At 65.2% G+C, this 20,203-nt stretch carries 16 protein-coding genes; 6 read left to right on the forward strand and 10 right to left on the reverse strand.

Going from position 1 to position 20,203, the window contains the following annotated elements:
* Nucleotides 1-74: 74 nt before the first annotated feature.
* From ACWGXF_RS03130 to ACWGXF_RS03160, 7 genes are all read right to left on the reverse strand, one after another.
* Nucleotides 75-887 carry an ABC transporter ATP-binding protein gene (locus ACWGXF_RS03130; protein ID WP_452101675.1) on the reverse strand — a complete coding sequence of 271 codons (813 nt, stop codon included), beginning with the start codon at nt 885-887 and terminating at the stop codon, nt 75-77.
* Nucleotides 888-996: 109 nt separating this feature from the next.
* Nucleotides 997-1,989, reverse strand: a complete 993-nt coding sequence (gene ntrB, locus ACWGXF_RS03135; protein ID WP_039049531.1) for a nitrate ABC transporter permease — start codon at nt 1,987-1,989, stop codon at nt 997-999.
* 26 nt (nt 1,990-2,015) lie between these two features.
* A complete protein-coding gene (locus tag ACWGXF_RS03140) occupies nt 2,016-3,290 on the reverse strand; it encodes a CmpA/NrtA family ABC transporter substrate-binding protein (protein ID WP_012836967.1) in 1,275 nt (424 codons plus the stop codon).
* Between the two features lie 259 nt (nt 3,291-3,549).
* Nucleotides 3,550-4,824 carry a nitrate- and nitrite sensing domain-containing protein gene (locus tag ACWGXF_RS03145; RefSeq protein ID WP_427773897.1) on the reverse strand — a complete coding sequence of 425 codons (1,275 nt, stop codon included), beginning with the start codon at nt 4,822-4,824 and terminating at the stop codon, nt 3,550-3,552.
* Nucleotides 4,825-4,882: 58 nt separating this feature from the next.
* Nucleotides 4,883-5,308 (reverse strand): ribosomal maturation YjgA family protein, encoded by a 426-nt coding sequence (locus tag ACWGXF_RS03150; RefSeq protein WP_041743893.1) that lies wholly within the window; start codon nt 5,306-5,308, stop codon nt 4,883-4,885.
* 13 nt (nt 5,309-5,321) lie between these two features.
* Complete coding sequence (locus ACWGXF_RS03155; RefSeq protein ID WP_039049527.1) at nt 5,322-6,350, reverse strand: Bug family tripartite tricarboxylate transporter substrate binding protein; 1,029 nt, start codon at nt 6,348-6,350, stop codon at nt 5,322-5,324.
* 195 nt (nt 6,351-6,545) lie between these two features.
* Entirely contained in the window at nt 6,546-9,419 is a 2,874-nt protein-coding gene (locus ACWGXF_RS03160) for an Hsp70 family protein (protein ID WP_452101676.1), read from the reverse strand.
* Nucleotides 9,420-9,615: 196 nt separating this feature from the next.
* Here ACWGXF_RS03160 and ACWGXF_RS03165 point away from each other — a divergent pair, with 196 nt between their 5' ends.
* Nucleotides 9,616-10,647: a porin gene (locus ACWGXF_RS03165; protein WP_039049525.1), complete on the forward strand. Its 1,032-nt coding sequence runs from the start codon at nt 9,616-9,618 to the stop codon at nt 10,645-10,647.
* 264 nt (nt 10,648-10,911) lie between these two features.
* Here the strand turns inward: ACWGXF_RS03165 and ACWGXF_RS03170 are convergent, their stop codons facing one another.
* Both ACWGXF_RS03170 and ACWGXF_RS03175 read right to left on the reverse strand, forming a co-directional pair.
* Nucleotides 10,912-12,888, reverse strand: coding sequence for an Hsp70 family protein (locus tag ACWGXF_RS03170; RefSeq protein WP_039049523.1), 1,977 nt, complete (start codon nt 12,886-12,888; stop codon nt 10,912-10,914).
* Between the two features lie 3 nt (nt 12,889-12,891).
* Complete coding sequence (locus ACWGXF_RS03175; protein WP_452101677.1) at nt 12,892-13,569, reverse strand: DUF2760 domain-containing protein; 678 nt, start codon at nt 13,567-13,569, stop codon at nt 12,892-12,894.
* A gap of 465 nt (nt 13,570-14,034) precedes the next feature.
* On the opposite strand from ACWGXF_RS03175, the gene ACWGXF_RS03180 reads away from it, so the two are divergent.
* On the forward strand, nt 14,035-14,946 hold the full coding sequence (locus tag ACWGXF_RS03180; RefSeq protein ID WP_012836958.1) for a transporter substrate-binding domain-containing protein: 912 nt from the start codon (nt 14,035-14,037) through the stop codon (nt 14,944-14,946).
* Nucleotides 14,947-15,072: 126 nt separating this feature from the next.
* Here the strand turns inward: ACWGXF_RS03180 and ACWGXF_RS03185 are convergent, their stop codons facing one another.
* Nucleotides 15,073-15,990, reverse strand: coding sequence for a LysR family transcriptional regulator (locus ACWGXF_RS03185; RefSeq protein WP_039049522.1), 918 nt, complete (start codon nt 15,988-15,990; stop codon nt 15,073-15,075).
* Nucleotides 15,991-16,160: 170 nt separating this feature from the next.
* On the opposite strand from ACWGXF_RS03185, the gene hglS reads away from it, so the two are divergent.
* The 4 genes from hglS (at nt 16,161) to ACWGXF_RS03205 (ending at nt 20,186) form a co-directional block, all read left to right on the forward strand.
* The gene (gene hglS / locus ACWGXF_RS03190) at nt 16,161-17,579 is read left to right on the forward strand and encodes a 2-oxoadipate dioxygenase/decarboxylase HglS (protein WP_039049660.1); all 1,419 of its coding nucleotides are present in this window, start codon (nt 16,161-16,163) and stop codon (nt 17,577-17,579) included.
* Nucleotides 17,576-18,814, forward strand: coding sequence for an aminotransferase-like domain-containing protein (locus ACWGXF_RS03195; RefSeq protein WP_452101678.1), 1,239 nt, complete (start codon nt 17,576-17,578; stop codon nt 18,812-18,814). Before hglS ends, ACWGXF_RS03195 begins: the two co-directional genes overlap by 4 nt.
* A gap of 179 nt (nt 18,815-18,993) precedes the next feature.
* The gene (locus ACWGXF_RS03200; protein WP_012836954.1) at nt 18,994-19,173 is read left to right on the forward strand and encodes a hypothetical protein; all 180 of its coding nucleotides are present in this window, start codon (nt 18,994-18,996) and stop codon (nt 19,171-19,173) included.
* Nucleotides 19,174-19,316: 143 nt separating this feature from the next.
* Nucleotides 19,317-20,186: a hypothetical protein gene (locus ACWGXF_RS03205; protein ID WP_452101679.1), complete on the forward strand. Its 870-nt coding sequence runs from the start codon at nt 19,317-19,319 to the stop codon at nt 20,184-20,186.
* The last annotated feature ends 17 nt before the right edge of the window (nt 20,187-20,203 follow it).

Raw genomic sequence — 20,203 nt, forward strand, 5'->3', positions numbered from 1 at the left:
TGCATGGCCGCTTTATTGCTGTGCAAAACAAACATGGCGCCCCAAGGCGCCATGCAGCTTGAAATCAAAAAGGCTCAGGCCGCCTTCTCCACATGGCCCTGGCGCGTGTAGAGAAAGTCGATCACCGCCTTGCGATAGCTTTGATACTGGGCATCCTCGGCCAGTTCCACCCGGCTGCGCGGGCGTGGCAGCGCCACATGCAGCACCTCGCCAATCGTGGCAGCGGGACCGTTGGTCATCATCACGATCTTGTCGGACAGCAGTACGGCCTCATCCACATCGTGCGTGACCATGACCACGGTGCTCTGGGTGCGTGCCACGATCTCCAGCAACTCGTCCTGCAGCTTGGCACGCGTCAGGGCGTCGAGAGCGCCGAAGGGCTCGTCCATGAGCAGCACCTGGGGCTCCATGGACAGGGCACGCGCAATGCCCACGCGCTGCTTCATGCCGCCCGAAATTTCGCCGGGGCGTTTTTGCGCCGCATGGCTGAGGCCCACCATGGCCAGCGCCGCATCGGTGCGCTGCGCCAGCTGTGCCTTGCTTTCGCGCTTGCCGAAGACACGCTCCACGGCCAGGTGCACATTGCCCCAGCAGCTCAGCCAGGGCAGCAGCGAATGGTTCTGGAAGACCACCGCACGCTCGGGCCCAGGGCCCTTGATTTCCTTGTTGGCGCACAGCAGTGCACCGCCCGTGGGAATGGTCAGGCCGGCAATCAGATTGAGCAGCGTCGACTTGCCGCAGCCCGAATGCCCGATGAGACTGACGAACTCGCCCTTGGCAATGTTCAGATTGATGTCGCGCAGCGCGGGAAACAGTCCCTTGGCGGTCTTGAAGGTCTGCGCCACCCCGTGGATCTCGATGTACTTGGTGCTGAGAGATGTATGCATGAGGTACTCCTTGCTTTTTTCCGAGGCCACCGTGGCGCCGGCTTTGCCGGGCCACCGGTGGTGCCCCCTTGAGGGGGTGACGCGCCCGAGGGCGCGGCTCAGGGGTGGGTTAAGTCTTGACCTCTTCAAACGTAAAGGCCGAAGCCAGCTTGACCAGGGCCCACTCCAGCACCAGGCCCACGATGCCGATCACGAAGATGGCGATGATGATGTTCTTGACGTTGAGGTTGTTCCACTCGTCCCAGACCCAGAAACCTATGCCCACGCCGCCCGTCAGCATCTCGGCGGCCACGATCACCAGCCAGGCCGTCCCCACGGCCAGGCGCACGCCGGTCAGCATATAGGGCAGCACGGCAGGAAACAGAATGGTGGTGGCGATCTTCCACTCCGACAGATTGAGCACGCGCGCCACATTCATATAGTCCTGGGGCACACGCTGCACGCCCACGGCGGTGTTGATGACCATGGGCCAGATCGAGCAGATGAAGATGGTCCAGATGGCTGCCGGATTGGCGCCCTTGAACACCAGCAGGCCGATCGGCAGCCAGGCCAGCGGCGAGACCGGGCGCAGCAGGCTGATCAAGGGATTGAACATGCGCGACAGAAAGCCGAAGCGCCCGATCACGAAGCCCAAAGGAATGCCGACCAGTGCCGCCAGACCGAAGCCCAGGGCCACACGCTGCAGCGAGGACAGCACATTCCAGCCCACGCCCTGGTCGTTGGGCCCGTTGCGGTAGAAGGGATCGCTGAACACCTGCAGGGCCTGCTCCCAGGTCTCGGCCGGGGTCGGAATGCTCTTGCCTGTGCTACTCGATACCAGCGACCACAGGCCGACCAGCAGCGCCAGCCCCAGCAGCGGAGGCAGGACCTGAGCAAATAGCTGTTCAGCCCATTGGCGCAAGCGGCTTGGCGCCACCGCAACCGGAGCCGTGACTATCGCTTTGGGTTTGATATCTTTTTCCACTTCAGCCTTTACAAGTTCTGTGCCAGCAGCTATCTCTTTTGAAGTTTCGAGCAGCGCATCATTGGCCGCCTGGGCTGCCAGTTGCGGATCGTGCGGGGGATCGAGTTCGAGCGGTGAGTGAAGTACGGCACTGACCATGATGGTTCTCCGTTAAGGTGGCGGCCTCAGGCGGCCTTGATCTTGAAGCTGTCGGCGTACTGGGCAGGGTTCTTGCCGTCCCAGACCACGCCGTCGATCAGCTTGCTGGTGCGCAGCACATCCTTGGGCACGCTGACCTTGAGCTGGCTTGCCGCCTGCTGGTAGAGGTCGATGCGGTTGATCTGCCTGGCCACGGCCAGATAGTCGGGATGGGCCTTGAGCAGACCCCAGCGCTTGTGCTGGGTGAGGAACCACATGCCGTCCGACAGATAGGGAAAGTTCACGGCCCCGTCGTTGAAGAACTTCATGTGGTTGGGGTCGTCCCAGGTCTTGCCCAGGCCGTTCTGGTAGCGGCCCAGAATGCGCTGGTTGATGGCGTCCACGCTGGTGTTGATGTACGACTTCTGGGCCACGGTCTCGGCCATCTTCGTCTTGTTCTGCAGGCTGGCATCGATCCAGCGGCTGGCCTCGAGAATCGCCATCATCACGGCGCGGCAGGTGTTTGGATTCTTCTGCGCAAACTCGCCCGTGGTGCCCAGCACCTTCTCGGGGTGATCCTTCCAGATGTCCTGCGTGGTGTTGGCCGTAATACCGATGCCATCCATGATGGCGCGATGGTTCCAGGGTTCGCCCACGCAGAAACCATCCATATTGCCCACGCGCATATTGGCCACCATCTGGGGCGGCGGCACGGTGATCAGCTTGGCCTCGGATAACGGATTGATGCCCGCAGCCGCCAGCCAGTAATGCATCCACATGGCGTGGGTACCGGTGGGGAAGGTACCGGCAAACGTGTATTCGCGCTTTTCCCTGGCCATGACCTTCGCCAGACTGGCTCCGTCGACCGCCCCCTTGTCGGCCAGGGCCTTGGACAGCGTGATCGCCTGGCCGTTGTTGTTCAGCCCCATGAGCACGGCCATGTCCTTCTTGGGGCCGCCCACGCCCAGATGCAGGCCGTAGACCAGGCCGTAGAGCACATGGGCGAAGTCCAGCTCGCCGTTGACCAGCTTGTCGCGCACGCCGGCCCAGCTCGCTTCCTTGCTGGGGACGATCTTCACACCGTATTTCTGATCGAAGCCCAGCACCGAGGCCATGACCACGCTGGCGCAATCGGTCAGCGGGATAAAGCCGATCCTGACCTCTTTCTTCTCCGGCGCGTCGGAGCCTGCGGCCCAGGCGCCATGGTGGCCCAGCGTGCCATAGAGGGCTGCGGCACCGGCCACGCGCAGAAACTCGCGCCGCCCACCGGCAGATACAGGCTCGGGCGCAGGAACAGTAGACGAAGGAAGGCGCTGGCTCATGAGAAAACTCCATCAAGAATCGTGGTGAAGGCGATCCGGAAAACAAAAAGGCGCCCTTCCCTCCTCGGGTGTGAGGAGAAAAGGACGCCGTTGTCCCAGGTCACTCGTAATAACGCTTTAAGCGCGACCGCCTTTGGTCTGCTTGACATCAACAGTCATGCACAAACCATGCCAGTCCCCGATCAGAGGCGGAGCAGGCTTTGCGCTTCCGGTTTTGGCCCATATTTGGTGCAGCGCAACAAACACCGCGAGGCCAAGGCTATGAATTGGTGCTGCCAGGCAGCAGGTCCACCGTGGCCAGAATCGCCTCGGCCACATCCAGCATGCGCCGGTTCTGGTTCATGGCCGTCTGGCGGATCAGCTTGTAGGCATCGCCCTCGCCGAGCTGGCGGTAGTTCATCAGCACGCCCTTGGCCCGCTCTATGGTTTTGCGCTCCTTGAGCGTGGCGCGCGCCTTGTCGATCTCGGTCTGCATGTCCTGCAGGCGCATGGACTGCTCCTGCACCAGCAAGACAATGCTTTTCTCGAGCTGCAACCCATACGCCCCCTCCGCAGGCAAGGAGGCGGCTGGCTGCGTGGCCCCCAGAAAGGCCGCAGCCGCTTCGGCACGAGTCCCAGGCTGCGGCTGCATCTCCAGCAGCGCCTTTTGCTGACTCAGCGCGGCACCTGCCTGCTCCAGCTTGCGCAGACATTGGGCCTGCAGTTCCTCGGCCAGGAATGCCTCAATCTGGTGCATGGCATCGAGCCGGCTGGAACAGGCTTCGAACCATGGCGAGCTCAAGCTGCAGTCCAGCAGCACGCCGTCCCCCGCCGTGCAGCCCATTCGACGCAGCCGCTCGATCACCGTCATATCGGGGCAGGCCCCGCATTGCTGCTGCCAGCGCTCCATCCCCGAGGGACTGGCGAAGTCTGCAAACACCTGAAAGCAGCGCTCCTGCGATTCGATCAGATGCAGCCAATGGCGCTGACGCTCTGTCCTGCCTGCCCCTGCGGTAAACGCCGCGACCCCTGTGGCGCGCTCCTGGCCCGCCAGCTCCTTGCCCTGCATGAAATGAAACAGCGCCACCAGCAATTTCGCGATATCGGGATCGCAAGCGCTGTCCGCCGCCTCGAACACCACGGTCAGGCAGGCCGCAATCATGCGGATCAGCGCCTGCGTGCAATCCTCGGCACTCAGCTGCAGAGCATCGCGCCGGCGGCGCAGCAGCGGCAGGGCTTCAAAGCCTTGCAGCGCATTGGCGATCGCGTTGAACAGGCGAGCGCCATGCGCACCCGGCGCCCGCGCGCCCAGCTCTTCAAGCGCAAGGCAGACCCGCTCCATGACCCGGTCCACATGCCGGCCATGATCGAGCAGGCTCTGCTGCGCCTGTGCTCCACCGCTGACCAGAAAGATATTCGAGAGACCGCGCTCTTTCTGCAGCGCATGGACGAGCTCGGACATGCTCGCCACCAGGCTGCTGGCGCGGCTGATCTGCTCCAGCTCGGCAATCTCGCTTTGCCTTGCAGCCACCAGATAGTGCAGAGGCGTTTTCATGGGGGTAGTGCTTGTCGTCATGTTGATTCCATGGACGACGAGCACGATTCATGCCATCTCAGGCAAGGCGACGCTGCCGCCTCTCCCAAAGCCGGTCCACCATGGCGCCCACACCGATGCCCACGACATAGGCCAGCAGATCCAGGGGATCGAAGCCATTGCCCAGCACCAGATAGGCCAGCTTGTTGGCGCGCAGGGCCTGCATCCAGGGGGCCTGATAGAGCTGCAGGAACTCGATGGCAAAGGCGATGGCCAGGGAACAGCCCATGAGCTTGCCGCGCGTGATGGCCGGCCTCAGCCAGGCCACGCACAGCAGCACCACCCAGGCCCAGAGCGCATCGCCCGGATAGTTGCCCAGCCAGGCGGGAAAGGGCATGTAGCCCCGGCGCGAGGCCAGCCCGATGGCAATGACCGCCGCAATGAGCAGGGTCAAGCCCGCCCGTGAGCGACGAAAGGGCCCGGCAGCGGCCAGATGTATCAGCAAGCTGTCGTCCCCTTTAGTCGATATGCGCGCCGGAGTCCTTGACCACCTGCTTCCAGTACGCCAGCTCGGCCGGCAGCATGGCCTTGAAGCTTTGCGGCGTGGACTCCACGCGCTCGGCGCCCAGAGTCTTGAGGCGCTCTGCCATCTCGGGCCTGGCCAGCACGGTCTTGACGGCCTGATGGAGCTTGTCCACCACCGGCTGCGGCGTACCGGCCGGTGCAAACAAGCCGTACCAGCTGGTCACGGCCAGGCCCTTGCCCAGCACGGGGATCTCGGGCGCCAGCGATGTGGGCCTGTCGGAGGCCACGCCCAGCACGCGCAGCTTGCCGCTGCTGACAAAAGGCATCACGCCGGGAAAGCTGCCAAAGGTCACCGGCAACTGGCCGGCCACCACATCGGTGGCGGCTGCCGACGCTCCCTTGTAAGGCACATGCAGCAGACTCACGTTCTTCTGCTTTTTCAGCATCTCGCCCAGCAGATGGTTGAGCGTGCCGTTGCCGGCAGAAGCGTATTCCACCTTGCCCGGATGCGCCTTGGCATAGGCCACCAGCTCGTCCAGATTCCTGGCGGGGAAGTTCGGATTCACCACCAGCAGATAAGGCGCGACGGCCAGCTGCATCACGGGAGTGAAATCCTTGATGGGATCGAACGGCACCCTGGAATACAGTGCCGGATTGATGGTGTAGGCGCTTTGCGCCGTCACGAGAAAGGTGTAGCCGTCGGCCGCGCTGCGCGCCACCTGCCCGGTGCCCAGATTGCCGTTGGCGCCGGCACGGTTTTCCACGATGACGGGCTGGCCCAGCGAATTCTCCAGCCCCTGCGCCACGGCACGCGCAATCACATCGTTGGCACCTCCCGGTGCCTGGGGCACGACAAAGGTAATCGGCTTGGCAGGCCAGTTGCCGCCCTGCGCCAATGCTTGCGTCAGAGGAGCCACCATCACAGCAGCCGCCGCTGCCAACAGCAGCGAGCGGCGTTGGTTTGCAGAGATAAAAACAGCGTTTCGCGCCATCTCGGTGCGCGCAGCTTCTTCAAACTTCATGGCAATAACTTCCTGTGGTGGTGAACATGGATGCTGCCAGCCCTCCATGCCGGCCTGTCGCCCCATGCAACAGGCCATTCTTGCATCGCTCGCCGAGCGGCCTGAATAGCACTCACTGTTCGGCCATCGTCTTTGGCAGAGGCTGCCTCCTGCAAATGCCGTGACCAAAAGCCTGGCCGCAGCGGCACAGCCTCTTCACAGCAGCACCAGCCCCGGCGGCAGACTGTCGCCCAGACTGCGCCTGTGATCCTCTGCCTCCATCTGCACCACCTGCTCGACCATGGCCATCCAGCGCTCGGGAGCGCCGCTGCTGCGCATCTTCTCCAGCACCTGCGCCCTGACGGCATCAGGCAGATCGCGCGCGCGGTCGCCCGTCATGCGGGCCATCTGCACGGCGGCAAACATCGCGGTTTCGTTCTTGCGCCAGTCCTGGGCCAGCGTGGCGTTCAGGAACTCCAGCGCCGCGTCTGGCGGCATCACCAGATGGGCGTTGGCGGCCAGCGACTGGCGTGCCGCCAGGCGGCCTATGGCCCACCAGGTCTGCACGGTTTCATCCTCGTGCCTGAGGCGCTGCAGCATCCACTGCCCCATTTCCTGGCGGTACTGCCAGGGCACGGCCTCCATGGCCGCGAACAGGCGCAGCATGTCGTCATAGCTGCCATGGCTGGATTTGCCGCGCGTGTTCTGTTGCACGGCCTTCTGCATATGGCCGGCCACGTCTTCGAGCAGCTCCATCTGCCGGGCCTCATTCAGACCCGCAGCCACGCGGCGCCAGAACACCCACCACTCCGTCCAGTTGGCGCCCTCTTTGGCATGACCCAGGCCCTGGCCATACAAGGCCCAGACCTGGTCTATGCGCCAGCCATCGAGTTCCGCCCCCACGCCTGGGCGCAGACACCAGCCGGCGAGATTGAACCAGACGCGCTCATGGTCGGCCGTGCGGCGGCGGCGCCTGGCACGGGCCAGCAGCACATCGAACAGGGCTCGCAGCAGGCCCAGCTCCCAGCCCTCGCGCGGGCCTAGGACTCTCTCTAGCGACTGGCGCAGCTGGCGCACTTCCCGGGTCGTCACTTCCTGCGCCTGCGTGCCGAAGATGCGCTCCACCAGGGCCACGGCTTCAGGCAGCCTGGCTGCCAAAGAATCAGACTGTTTCTGGCCTTCAGCGCCTTGTTCACCGGCGCTGTCAGCTATGGGCTCCGAAGCCGAAGCAGCGCGTACAGCAAAGGGCAGCAGCCAGGACTGGCCCGCATCCTGCACGGCAACGCAGCGCACTTCCAGCGTGCCGACCTCGCTCATGCAGGCTTGCAGCTGCACCTCGACCTGGGCTGCGGCCCGGCCTTCGGGCGCGGGCAGCACCGTGGCCAGGGGCGGCAGCTCCACCCACCCCTCGCCGATCAAAGCTGCAATCTGGCCGGCCTGAGCTGGCACATGGCTCAGGCTGTTGGCCAATACATTGAAGCGCACGGCCTGGCCCAGCTTGAGCGCAAAACGCCGGCCAGAGAGCACCATGCGCACGCCCTCTTCCGTGCCACGCGGCAGCAGGCACAGGCCTTGGGGCGCCTCGCCCCTCTTGCCCGGCAGCAGCAGCCAGTAGCTGCGTGCCGAACCGCCGCCAATGCGCGGCACCATGGTCTTGATCGCTGCCGACGCCTGCCCGGCCCGTGCTTCAGGCGGGTTGGGCATAGCAATCTGTGCTACCGACAGCTCTGCCTGATGGCGGGCCAGCCCGTAGGCTGCCGCACCGCGCGCCACGGCCCAGTCGGGGTGCGGGTTGTGCAGCACGCGCACCGGGCTGCCGCGCCAGCGGCCAAGCAATTGCGTCAGACGCTGAACCATGGCATGGGCATGGAACACGCCGCCGTTGAGCAACACGGTATCGGGCAGACCTTCACTTGCATGCTGGGCGAGAAAATGCGCCAGATGACGACTGATGGCCGCATCGGCCGGATAGGGCAGACCAAAGCCGCGCAGCGCGCCCTGCCGCCTGGCGGGCATATCGCTGATCTGCGCGACCGGCAAAAAGCCGTCGACCACCGACTGCCGCACCTGCTCACGAGTCAGCGTGACGCTTTGAGTCGCCGCCAGCAGCTTGCTGCCGCCCCCGAGCAAGGTGATGCCGATCTGCTCGGGCGCGTTCTGCGCCAGCAACTGTTCCTTGGCCATGCGGCAGCGCTGCACCAGCTGGGCAAAGCGCTGTGCGGACAGCCTCTGGCCCTGGTCTGGCGCCTTGTGCGCAAAAGCCGGCTCAAGCTGATGGGCCAGCGCCAGGTCCATGTTGTCGCCGCCCAGCATCAGGTGCTCGCCGACGGCCGTGCGCGTCAGTGTGGGCAGGCTGCCATCGGCCGATGCATCCACGCGAATCAGCGTCAGATCGGTAGTTCCCCCGCCCACATCCACCACCAGCACCAGGCGGCTGTCCGCCAGTTGCGCAGCCAGCTCATCGCCCTGCAGCACCAGCCAGTCGTGAAACGCGGCCTTGGGCTCCTCCAGCAGCTGCACGCGCGGCAGACCCGCCATCTGCGCGGCCTCCAGCGTCAGTGCACGTGCACCTTCGTCGAACGAGGCTGGTACCGTCAGCACCACGCTTTGCTGGTGCAGTGGCGCTTCGGGACGGGCCTGGTCCCATGCTGCTCTGACGTGGGCCAGGTAGGAGCTTGAGGCCGCCAGCGGCGATACCTTGGCCACGTCCTCGCCAGCCCCCCAGGGCAGGATGGCGGCCGTGCGATCCACGCCGGTATGCGAGAGCCAGCTTTTGGCGCTGGCCACCAACCGCCCCGGCACGGCAGCGCCCAGATCTCGCGCCCAGCGGCCGATGACGGCAGGCGCCGCCTCATCCGCGCCCTGCGGCGGCCAGGGTTGGCGCCAGACCTCGCCCAGCTCGCCCTGGGCGGCCTGGTAACGCACCGAAGGCAGCAGGGGCTGGGCCACGACCTCGCCTGCCGTGCTGCGCTGCGGAATATCGAGCAGCGCGATATCGCTTGTCGCAGCGTCCAGCGCAACGCTTGCCACGACCGTGTGACTGGTGCCCAGGTCGATGCCGACGGCGTAGGTGGGGCGAGATGAATGCATGGGCTGAGGCGGAGACACGTAAAACTCTGTCGCCGATCGTAACAAGAGCCGGATGCCCGAACCGCCTGCCGGGATGAGCTGCTGCTGCGACGACAACTGTCCAAAGCAGTGCACGGTGGCTGGCACGGGATTTGCCTTGTAACAAGCGCGCAGATTCGCGCAAGTTTCATAGCAAAGATCGAAGGCTAGTCGCTACATGCCAGTCAAAACAACAACTGTGTCTCGTGTCCTCCTCGCCGCTCTGGCCACCGCCGGAGCTTCCGTCGCGCTCGCACAAAGCAGCGTGCAGATCTATGGCCGCCTCAATACCTCGGTCGAGCATCAGAAGGTCGGAAACAGCAGCCTGACCGGGCTCTTCAACAACAACTCGCGCTTTGGCTTTGTGGGTAGCGAAGACCTGGGCGGCGGCCTCAAGGCCGGCTTCCAGCTCGAATCCGGCTTCGAATCCGATACCGGCGCCGGTACCGGCAGCACCGGCGCCCTGGCCTTTCAGCGTCAGAGCGAAGTCAACCTCTCGGGCAGTCTGGGCAAGCTGCGCCTGGGCCGTTTTGGTGCCGCCACCTATTTCGGCATTGCCGACTATGGTGCACTGGATGAGCCCAACCACGACACCGGCTCCATCGCCGATGCGCTCTACGACTACGTGATGCGCAACACCAACAAGATCGCCTACCGCAGCCCTGTGATGGCCGGGCTGACATTGGAAGCCCAGGCATCGCTACACGAAAAGACGACAGGTGCCGTGCAGAAGAACGGCTACGACCTCTATGCCAACTGGGAACGCGGCCCCTTGGCCCTGGGCGCGGGCTTTACCCAGCTGGGTGACGACAGGCAGTTTGCCCTGCGCGGCCACTACATCTGGAATGCGCTGCAGATCGGTGCCTACTACCAGCGCTCGGACAACGGCTCAGGCTCGCTGTGCAGCAATGGCGGTACCGGCTGCGGCACGCGTGACGCTGCGCGCGTGACTGCGGCCTACCGGGTCGGCGCTTCGGAGCTTGCCCTGGGCTACGGCTGGGCCAGCCGCTGGAGCCATGTGCCCGGCAGCAGCGCACGCCAGTGGATTCTTGGCTACAACCACCACCTGAGCAAACGCACCAAGCTCTACGCTGCCTACACACGCATCGACAACGGAGCCGGCGTGGCCTATGGCTATAACTTCAAGGGTGGCGTGGGCTATGGTCAGGATGCCAGCAGCCTGAGCATCGGTCTGCGCCACGCGTTCTAGACCTGCTTGAGTGGGGCACGTGCCATGTTGCTGGTGGGCATGGTGCGCGCCCTGCTTCTCAAAAGAAGAGCTTCATGATCTTGCGCCTGGCATGATTGGGCCTGAACCTTTTTGTGACATGCTTTTGTCACGGACAGAGGGCGGGTCTCGGCCAGAAGTGCAGCCACAAACAAGAGAAAAAAGAGAGAGAGAACAAAAGAGAGAACAAAAAAGCCCGCCAACCAATCGGCCAGCGGGCTTTCGCAGTCAAGCAACTCAGCGGCCTTATTCGGCAGCCTCCGCAGAGGTCTCCGCGCGCACATCGAACTCCACTTTCCAGCGCTCGCTTCCGCCCACGGGCACGGCATTGAGCTCCAGCGTGCCGATATCGGTCACGCGCGCCGCCAGGGTCACGGGCACCACCTCGCCGGCAGCGCGGCCGGCGGCGGGCAGATTCAGCTCGATCTCCTGCAGCTCCACCAGCTCTTCGGGCGACCAGAAGTCCAGCATGGTGCCGACCTGATCGGTGCGGCGCACGGACGAGCCAAAGAAGCGCAGACGCACAGGCTCGCCCACGACCAGGCCGAACTCCTCGTCAGGCAGAGCGACTTCCGTGCCCTCCTCCATGCCGAACGGTGCCAGGCACAGGGCGGACTGGGGCGGTTCCATGCCGGGGATGGCGGGCATATTGCTCTCCACACCCACGTAATAGGACTGAGCCGTTCCGCCGCGAATGCGCACGCCGCGGCCGCTGGTGGCGATATGGCCGTAATAGGCCGCACCGCGGGCCACGGCCAGATCGAGGTTGGCACCGTCCAGCAGGCGCGCAGGCTCGCAGGCCTCGTCGTCCAGCCAGCCGTTGATGACCTCCAGGATGCGCTGCTCGATCTGGGGCGCCTTGAGCACGCCGCCGTTGAACAGAATGGCCGTGGGATGCAAAAAGGTGGAGCCGTCGATCTGATCGCCGTCCAGGCCCTCGATCTCGGCCAGCGCATGAACCTGGCGGCTCAGAAAGGCCGCCAGATGGCGCGTGACGGCGGCATCTTGCGCATAGGGCAGGCCCAGTTGCGTGAGCGCGCCGCGCGCACGGGTCTTGGGCTTGTCGCTGACGGCCACCTTGGGGAAAAAGCCCTCGACCAGCATGGCCAGCACTTCGTCGCGTGTCACTTCGGTACGGATGCTGCCGCCGATGAGCTTGCTGCCCCGGCTGGGTACGACCACGGGCACGGCCTGCAGGCTTGCGTCAGCCAGCAATTGCTCCTTGGCTGCGCGGCAGCCATGGGCCAGCGCACGGGTTTGCCAGGCATCGAGCTGCTTGCCTTCGGCCGCCAGCTTGCGTGCAACGCCATAGGCCAGGGCCAGGTCCATGTTGTCGCCGCCCAGCAGAATGTGTTCGCCCACGGCAATGCGCTGCAGCTCCAGATTGCCATCGCGCTCCAGCACGGCGATCAGCGAGAGGTCGGTGGTGCCGCCACCCACGTCCACGACGAGGATGATGTCGCCATGCTTGACCTGCTTGCGCCACTGGCCGCCACTGGCCTGGATCCAGCTGTACAGCGCGGCCTGAGGTTCTTCGAGCAGTGTCAGCCTGGCAAAGCCCGCAGCCTTGCAGGCCTCGGCCGTCAACTCGCGCGCGGCGGGGTCGAACGATGCCGGGATGGTGACGGTGATGTCCTGCTGGGCAAACGGGGCCTCGGGGTGGGCCTGCTCCCAGGCGCGGCGCAGATGCTCGAGATAGCGGGTTGAAGCGGTCAGCGGCGAAATGCGGCTGACTTCCTCGGGCGCATCGGCGGGCAGAATGCCGGCGCGGCGATCGACGCCGGGGTGGCAGAGCCAGCTCTTGGCGCTGCTGACCAGACGGATGGGCGTGGCCGCGCCGCGGCTGCGGGCGAACTCGCCGGTGATGAAGTCGCCGGGTGCACCGGGCAAGCTGCGCTCGGCCTCGGTCAGCTCGCTTTCGTGCGGCAGATAGAGAAAGGACGGCAGCAGGGGCCTGACCTCGACACTGCCGGGAGCCGTGAGCTGGGGAATGTCCAGCACGCCCTGCACCACCTTCTCGCCATCGCTGGCGGTCTTGTTCACATAGGACAGCGCGCAGTGGGTGGTGCCCAGATCGATGCCGATGCTGTAGCTAGCGCCGGCAGACAAGGCGTCGGCCTGGCCTGCAGGGCCTTGTGGCTGAGCGGCGGCAGCCACGGAATCAGGAGTGCTCGCAGCTTGACTGGCCGCACCCGATGCGGCGATGGAGGCAAACATATTCATGGCTCACAGCTCCACTTCGGCTTGGGCGATGACCTTGGCGGCCTGAATGTCGGTGAGCTGGGGCAGCTTGACCTGCGTCACCAGCCAGCCGCGATGGGACAGCGTGCCGGTAAACGGAGGCTGGCCGACCACATTGCCCGTCAGTCGCACGGCAGCAGCGTCAAAACCGGCCTGCAAAGTGATGCGCGAGCCTTCGGCTTCGCTGCAAACGGGGGAGAGCATGAAATGCTCGCGCAGCACCTTGCGGCAGCCTTCATGCACCACGCGCGCAGCCGCGCCGATCTCGGCATCGGTATAGGGCGCGACGTCTTCCTGGATGAAGTCCACAAAACGAGCCTCGCGCTGCATCAGGCCCAGCAGTTGCAGGGCGGCGCTGTCGGTGGCGACGAGCTTTTCCACTTCGACGGTTTTTTCGATCAGCTTCTCGACCGGAACCTCGACGCGCTTCTCGACGGTCTTTTCCACGATTTTTTCGACCGGCACTTCGACGCGAACCTCGACGATCTTCTCGACCGGCACTTCCACCCGTACTTCCCTGGGGGCGACGTCGGCGGCAAAAGCCTCACCGGCGCGCACACGACTCACGTCGGCGGCCAGGCGACCGTTACCGAGAATGGCAAAGAAACTGCCGATCGCGATGGCGATGCGGCTCAGGAATGAGGGGGGGGTATTGGCAGTCATGGAGTCTGTCTCAAAACAGGTTCACGCATGCAGAGTCATTCTGTGGCGCCCTTGCGGGCTGCGCTGCGCGAACCGAAAACGGAGCCGGACCAGGCGGCAGCGACACGGCCGGCCCTGGCGGCACAAGGCTGGACGCGCCGCAAACGATGCGCGCGGGCCTGTGCAACAGGCGCAGATATTACCCAAAAAGCCCGGTCAGCCGTCCCGCTATGGCTTTGCCGCACCGGCTGCCGCACCTGGACACGCGCTGCCGGGTCATACGCCGCAAGCATGACCTTCTTCCGTTTCATCGTTATGAAACCGCTGCCATTTGCCGGATAGTTGATGCAGGATCTTGATAAACAGGCCGCCCCGGCAACGGGTCTTGCCGATTCATGGGCTGCAGGCAATGCACGGCACCATGGACGACCGCACAACAATTGCATTGCGTTTTCGATACGCCCACTTCCCGAGGAGACTTCCCCCATGCGCCTGATGACCGCGAACATAACGCTGGCATGTACCGCCCTTGTAGCCGCCATGGCCGCCTCCGGCGTCCAGGCCCAGACCGCCTCCGGCAGCACGCTGGAAAAGCTGCAAAAGACCGGCAAGGTGGTCATAGGCGTGCGCGAAAGCTCGGCCCCCATGGCCTATGCCATAGGCGCCAACCACCGCTTCACCGGCTACCACGTGGAGTTGTGCGAAAAGGTGCTGGCCCAGATCGCGCCCAGCGCCAAGATCGAATACATGGCCATCACCGCGCAGAACACCATGCCTCTGGTGCAGAACGGCACGGTGGATCTGGGCTGCGGCCCCACGACCAACAACCTCAGCCGCCAGAAGCAGGTCTCGTTTGCCGTCACCACCTATGTCAGCCAGGTGCGCATGGCCGTGCGCGCAGACTCGCCCGTGACCTCGTTCAAACAGCTGGACGGCAAGACCGTGGCAGCTTCGGCGGGGACCACCGCCGTGCAGCTGCTGCGCAAATACAGCCATGACAACAATGTCAAGCTGCCGACCCAGCTGGGCAAGGACCATTTCGAGAGTTTTCTGATGCTGGAGTCCGGCCGCGCTGACGCTTTTGTGCTTGACGACAATCTGCTGGCCGGCGTGATCGCCAACTCCAAGGACCCCAGGGGCTACAAGATCGTGGGCGAGGCGCTGGGATCGGAGCCCATCGCGCTGCTGATGCGCAAGGACGATCCCGGCTTCAAGAAGGCCGTGGACGATGCCCTGGTGCGCATGATGAAGTCCGGCGAGGTGGCGAAGATCTACGACAAGTGGTTTATGCAGCCCATTCCGCCCAAGGAAATGCCGCTGAACCTGCCCATGAGCGAGACGCTCAAGCAGCTGCTGCAAGCGCCCAATGACAAGCCGCTGGAAGCCTATAACAGCTGAAACGACCGCAAGCCTGCGCCTGAAGTCATGCTTTATTGATAGCTGGTTGCGCTTGTTGAACAACAAGTTCAGGCATATTCATTACTGAACTCATTGAAGGAGCTGCGCTGGCAGCTCCTTTTTTCATTACAGCGGCGCAGAGGAAGCAAACTCCTGCGCGACCTGCTTGAGCCAGCCCTGGAAGGCCTGCAGCGGCGGATAGGTCGAGCGGCTGGTCGGCCAGGCCAGGTAGTAGCGCTCGGCGCTTTGCACCTCGGGCAGTTGCGGCAGAGCCTGGACCAGATCGCCGGCCTGCAGCTCGCGCAGGATCAGAAACTTGGGCAGCAGCGCCACGCCCACGCCGGCAATCGCGGCCTGGGCCGCCGTGGCGAACTGATCGAACAGCATGCCCTGCATATCGCCGCCCTGGCAGCCCTGGCTGCCGAACCAGCGCTGCCAGGCGTCGGGGCGCGAAGCCAGATGCAGCAGCGGCGCGCGCAGCAGATCCTGGGGCCGGGCAAAGCCATGACGGGCCGCCACATCAGGGCTGCAGGCCGGCACCACGGTCTCGCTCATGAGGAACTCCAGCTCCGCGCCCGGCCAGTTCGGCAAGCCGAAATGAATGGCCGCATCCACGGCCTCGAGCTGGAAATCGAACTGCGACAGCCGCGTTGTCAGATTGATGGTGATGCCCGGATGGGCACTGAAGAACTGCGGCAGCCGCGGCGCCAGCCAGCGCGTGCCGAAGGTCGGCAGGATGGCCAGGTTCAGGCTGCCGCCCTGCGGATTGGTGCGAAAGCCCAGCGTGGCATTGGAGATGCGCGCCAGGGCAGCGCGTATCTCCTGCGCATAGGCCTGGCCCGCAGCGCTCAGGCGCACGGTCTGGCGCTCGCGCACGAACAGTTCGGTGCCCAGGCGCTCCTCCAGCGCGCGAATCTGGCGGCTGACGGCGCTTTGCGTCAGATGCAGCTCGGCGGCCGCTGCGGTAAAGCTCTGATGCCGCGCCGAGGCCTCGAAGGCGCAGAGCAGGGACATGGGGGGCAGAAAGCGACGGGATAACTGCATGGCGGCAAGGATGTGGGAGGGATTCGGGTGCGGGTTCATTCCATCCGGGTATGACCTGCAGGCCGGATTATCGTTTGACCAAAGTCATGACGGCGCAGAACATGCTGCATATTCCTGCGGCCCCGCCAGCGGCGCGGCCATTCCACGAACCCCTGCCCTTCTGTTTTGTCATGAGCGCCACGCCCCACGCCTCTTCCACCGCAGCCCGCTTTGTCAGCGTCGACGAGATCCGCACGCGCTTCTCGCGTGCCATGTCCGAGATGTACCGCAAGGAAGTGCCGCAGTACGGCACCCTGATCGACCTGGTGGCCGATGTCAACGCCGTGGCGCTGCAGGCCGACCCCGAGCTGCGCCAGCGCATGAGCAAAAGCGGCGAGCTCGAGCGCCTGGATGTGGAGCGCCATGGCGCCATCCGCGTGGGCACGGCCGAGGAACTGGCCACGCTGCGCCGCCTGTTCGCCGTGATGGGCATGGAGCCCGTGGGCTATTACGACCTCTCGGTGGCCGGCGTTCCCGTGCACTCCACGGCCTTTCGCCCCGTGCACGACGAGGCACTGCTGGCCAACCCGTTTCGCGTCTTCACCTCGCTGCTGCGCCTGGAGCTGATTGCCGATGCAGCGCTGCGCGCGCAGGCCGCCGAGATCCTCGAGCGCCGCAGCATCTTCACGCCACGCGCACTGGAGCTCATTGCCCAGGCCGAGCGTGACGGAGGCCTGGACAGCAGCGACGCCGACGCCTTTGTGCAGCAGGCCCTGAAGACCTTCCGCTGGCACAGCGACGCCACCGTGGATGCCGCCACCTACAAGGCCCTGCAGCAAGCCCACCGCCTGGTGGCCGATGTGGTGTGCTTCAAGGGCCCGCACATCAACCATCTGACGCCACGCACGCTGGACATAGACATGGCCCAGGCCGATATGCCCACGCGCGGCATGGATGCCAAGGACGTGGTCGAAGGCCCGCCGCAGCGCGCCTGCCCCATCCTGCTGCGCCAGACCAGCTTCAAGGCACTCAAGGAGGCCGTGCGCTTTACCGATGCCGACGCCAACGCGGACAGTTCCGGCGCCCATACCGCGCGCTTTGGCGAGATCGAGCAGCGCGGCGTCGCGCTGACACGCAAGGGCCGCGCCCTGTACGACGAGCTGCTGGGCCTGGTGCGCGGCATAGACAGCGCGGGCAGCGCCGCGCCCGACTATGCACATCGCCTGCAGCAGGTCTTCACGCAGTTTCCCGACACCCACGAACAATTGCGCCGCCAGGGTCTGGCCTTCTACCGCTACCGCCTGACCGAGCAGGCTCAGGCCTCGCTTGCCCAAAGCCCTGCCGGTGCAGACCTGGAAGCACTGATCGACCGGGGTCTGGTGCAGGCCGAGCCGATTACCTATGAAGATTTTCTGCCCGTGAGCGCGGCCGGAATCTTCCAGTCCAACCTCGGCGGCGAGGAGCAAAAGCAATACCAGGCCCATGCCGCGCAGCAGGTCTTCGAAAGCGCGCTGGGCGCGCGCGTGCATGACGAAATCGCCCTGTACGAGGCCTCCGAGCAGCAATCCAGGGCCCAGGTTCTCGCAATGCTGTCGGGAGCGGCAGCATGAGTCGGGACAGCGCACTGGCTCCCTTTGCCGCGGTGTTTGCCGAGCCTGCGGGATCGCCAATACGCGAGCTGTTTCCCTATCTTTCTCGCCCCGGCATGATCTCGCTGGCCGGCGGCTATCCATCGCCCAGCCTCTTCGATGCCGAGGGCCTGGCCCAGGCCGCCGCACAGGCCATGACACAGGGTCCGGGCGCGCTGCAATATGGCGCCACCGAAGGCCTGAGCGAACTGCGTGAGGCCCTGGCGCAGCAGGCGCGCGAGCGCGGCATGCAGGCGACGGCCGCCGACATACTCGTGACCACCGGATCGCAGCAGGCCTTTGACCTGCTGGTGCGCGTGCTCGTCGAGCCCGGCGACACGGTGCTGGTCGAGGTGCCGGCCTATCCGGCCACGCTGCAAGCCCTGCGTTTGACGCAGGCGCGCATCCTGCCCATTCCCATGGACGAGCAAGGCCTGCAAACAGAAGCCCTGGCCGATCTGCTGGCCGCACTGCCCGCCGGCCAGCGCCCCAAGCTGCTCTACACCGTGCCGAACTTCTCCAACCCGCGCGGCACGCTGCTGGCGGCCGAGCGCCGCGAGGCTCTGGTGCAACTGGCCAAGCAGCACGGCTTCTGGGTGGTCGAGGACGATCCCTATGGCGAGCTGCGCTTCGACGAGCCCAGCGGCATCCACCAAGCCATGCCGGGCACCGTGCGCGCCGCGGGCGAGCGCCTGGCCGAGCCCGGCTCCAACCCCGTCATCTATCTGTCCAGCCTGTCCAAGACCGTGGCCCCCGCGCTGCGCGTGGGCTGGATGCTGGCCGACGCACCGCTGCTGCGCCGCTGCACGGTGGCCAAGCAGACGGCCGATCTGTGCACCTCGCCGCTGACGCAGTCGGTCGCCGCCTGCTATCTGGCCAGCGGCCGCTACCCGGCTACCGTACAGCGCGCACGCCAGGAATACCAGCGCCGCATGCAGGCCCTGGTCCAGAGCCTGAACGCTGCACCGGACAGCGGCATACGCTGCTCGCGCCCTGCGGGCGGCATGTTCGTCTGGGCCGAGCTGGACCGCCGCATCGATCCGCAAAAGCTCTTCGATGCCGCCGTGGCCCTGGGCGTGATCTATGTGCCAGGCAAGGCCTTCTATCCTGCCGCCCCCGACCTGCACACGTTGCGCATGTCGTTTGCCGCGCCCGAGGTGCCGCAAATCGCGCAGGCCGTGGAGCGTCTGTGCCAGGCCGCCGCGCAAAGCCGCTGAGATAGAGCCCCCTGTGCCGCTTCGTGTCTTCCCCTCTCTGGCGACGGCACCGACGCTGCGGGGCGGCCCTTGCGCAGCGCCCGGCCATGCACAGCGCCATGAAATCACGGAGATACGGGAGCCCAGCTGCACCGGCCAGGGCCGCGCGGCATAATCGGGGCTCAGATATCTTCTTAGCCATGGCCTGCCTGCACCTGTCCACCGCCGCCCGCCTGCGCCGCTCTGCCCTTGCCGCAGAGCTGCCCGCGCGTGCCTGCGTGTTGCGTGCGCTGCACACACGCCGCCATGGCATTCCCACCGCATTCGTGAGCCTGAGCGGTGTCACGGCCATGCTTTCCGCCGCCGTGCGGATGGCTTGAAGCACACAGCTCACCTCCTCCGCACGGCCTTCCCAAACAGCATTTCCCTGGTGCATGGGAGAGGTACGTCCACGTCTTCGGCGTCCGTACTGTCACGCGCACCGCATCTTGCTCAAAGGACGATCCGGAGGTCAGCCATGGACATGGAACTCACTCAAAATTTCTTGCGCGGCAAAAACCCATGTGCCATGGGCTACCGCTGGTTTGTGCGCAACAACCTGGCCGGTGGCGACTACCAGGCGGCCATGGACACCCAGGTGGCCGCAGGCCGCGTGGAAGATGCACGCTGGCTGCTGGAGAACTTCGGCTCCACCAACAGCGTGCTGGAGCTCGAGCACCTGGAGGCCGACAACTTTGTCTATGCCGGCACCCTGATCGTGCATGGCGATGTGCGCGTCCCCGGCCAGCTGCTGGTGGGCCGCAGCCTGCAGACGGGCGGCGGCATACGCGCGGGCAAGCTGGAAGCGGGCGAGGAAATTCAATGCGGCGGCGCCATCTTTGCCGGTGAATTGCTGCAGGCCGGCGGCAGCATCAAGGCGGCCTGGAGCGTGGAAGTCGAGGGCGAGGTGCGCGCCGAAGACCTGCGCTGCGGCTGGGAGCTGCGCGGCGGCGGCCATGTAAAGCTCAAAGGCAATGCCCATATCGGCCAGGAGGTGCAGGTGCAAGGCGATATGCACTGCGGCAAGGGCCTGAAAGCAGGCGGCGCCATCGAGGTGCAGGGCCTGCTCGATGTAGGCCACGGCATTGCCGGCAACGACGGCATTCTGTGCGGCAACCATATTCAGGCCGGCTGGGGCATCAAGGCACAGGGTGATATCCGCGCGGCCTGCAGCATCCGCAGCGGCGAGACCCTGCAGGCCGATGGCGAGATCGCGGCCGGCCCGGGCTATGGCGTGTTTGCCGGCATGAATGTACAGATGCAGGCCTGGCCCGACTGCGCCTGGGTGCGTGCGCTCAAAAAGCCCGAGGCGCTGATCAGCGGCTTCTGGGAAGGCCGGCCGACCTTCGCCTAGACGCTGGCCGGGTTACC

The sequence above is a fragment of the Comamonas sp. HJ-2 genome (assembly GCF_053615495.1).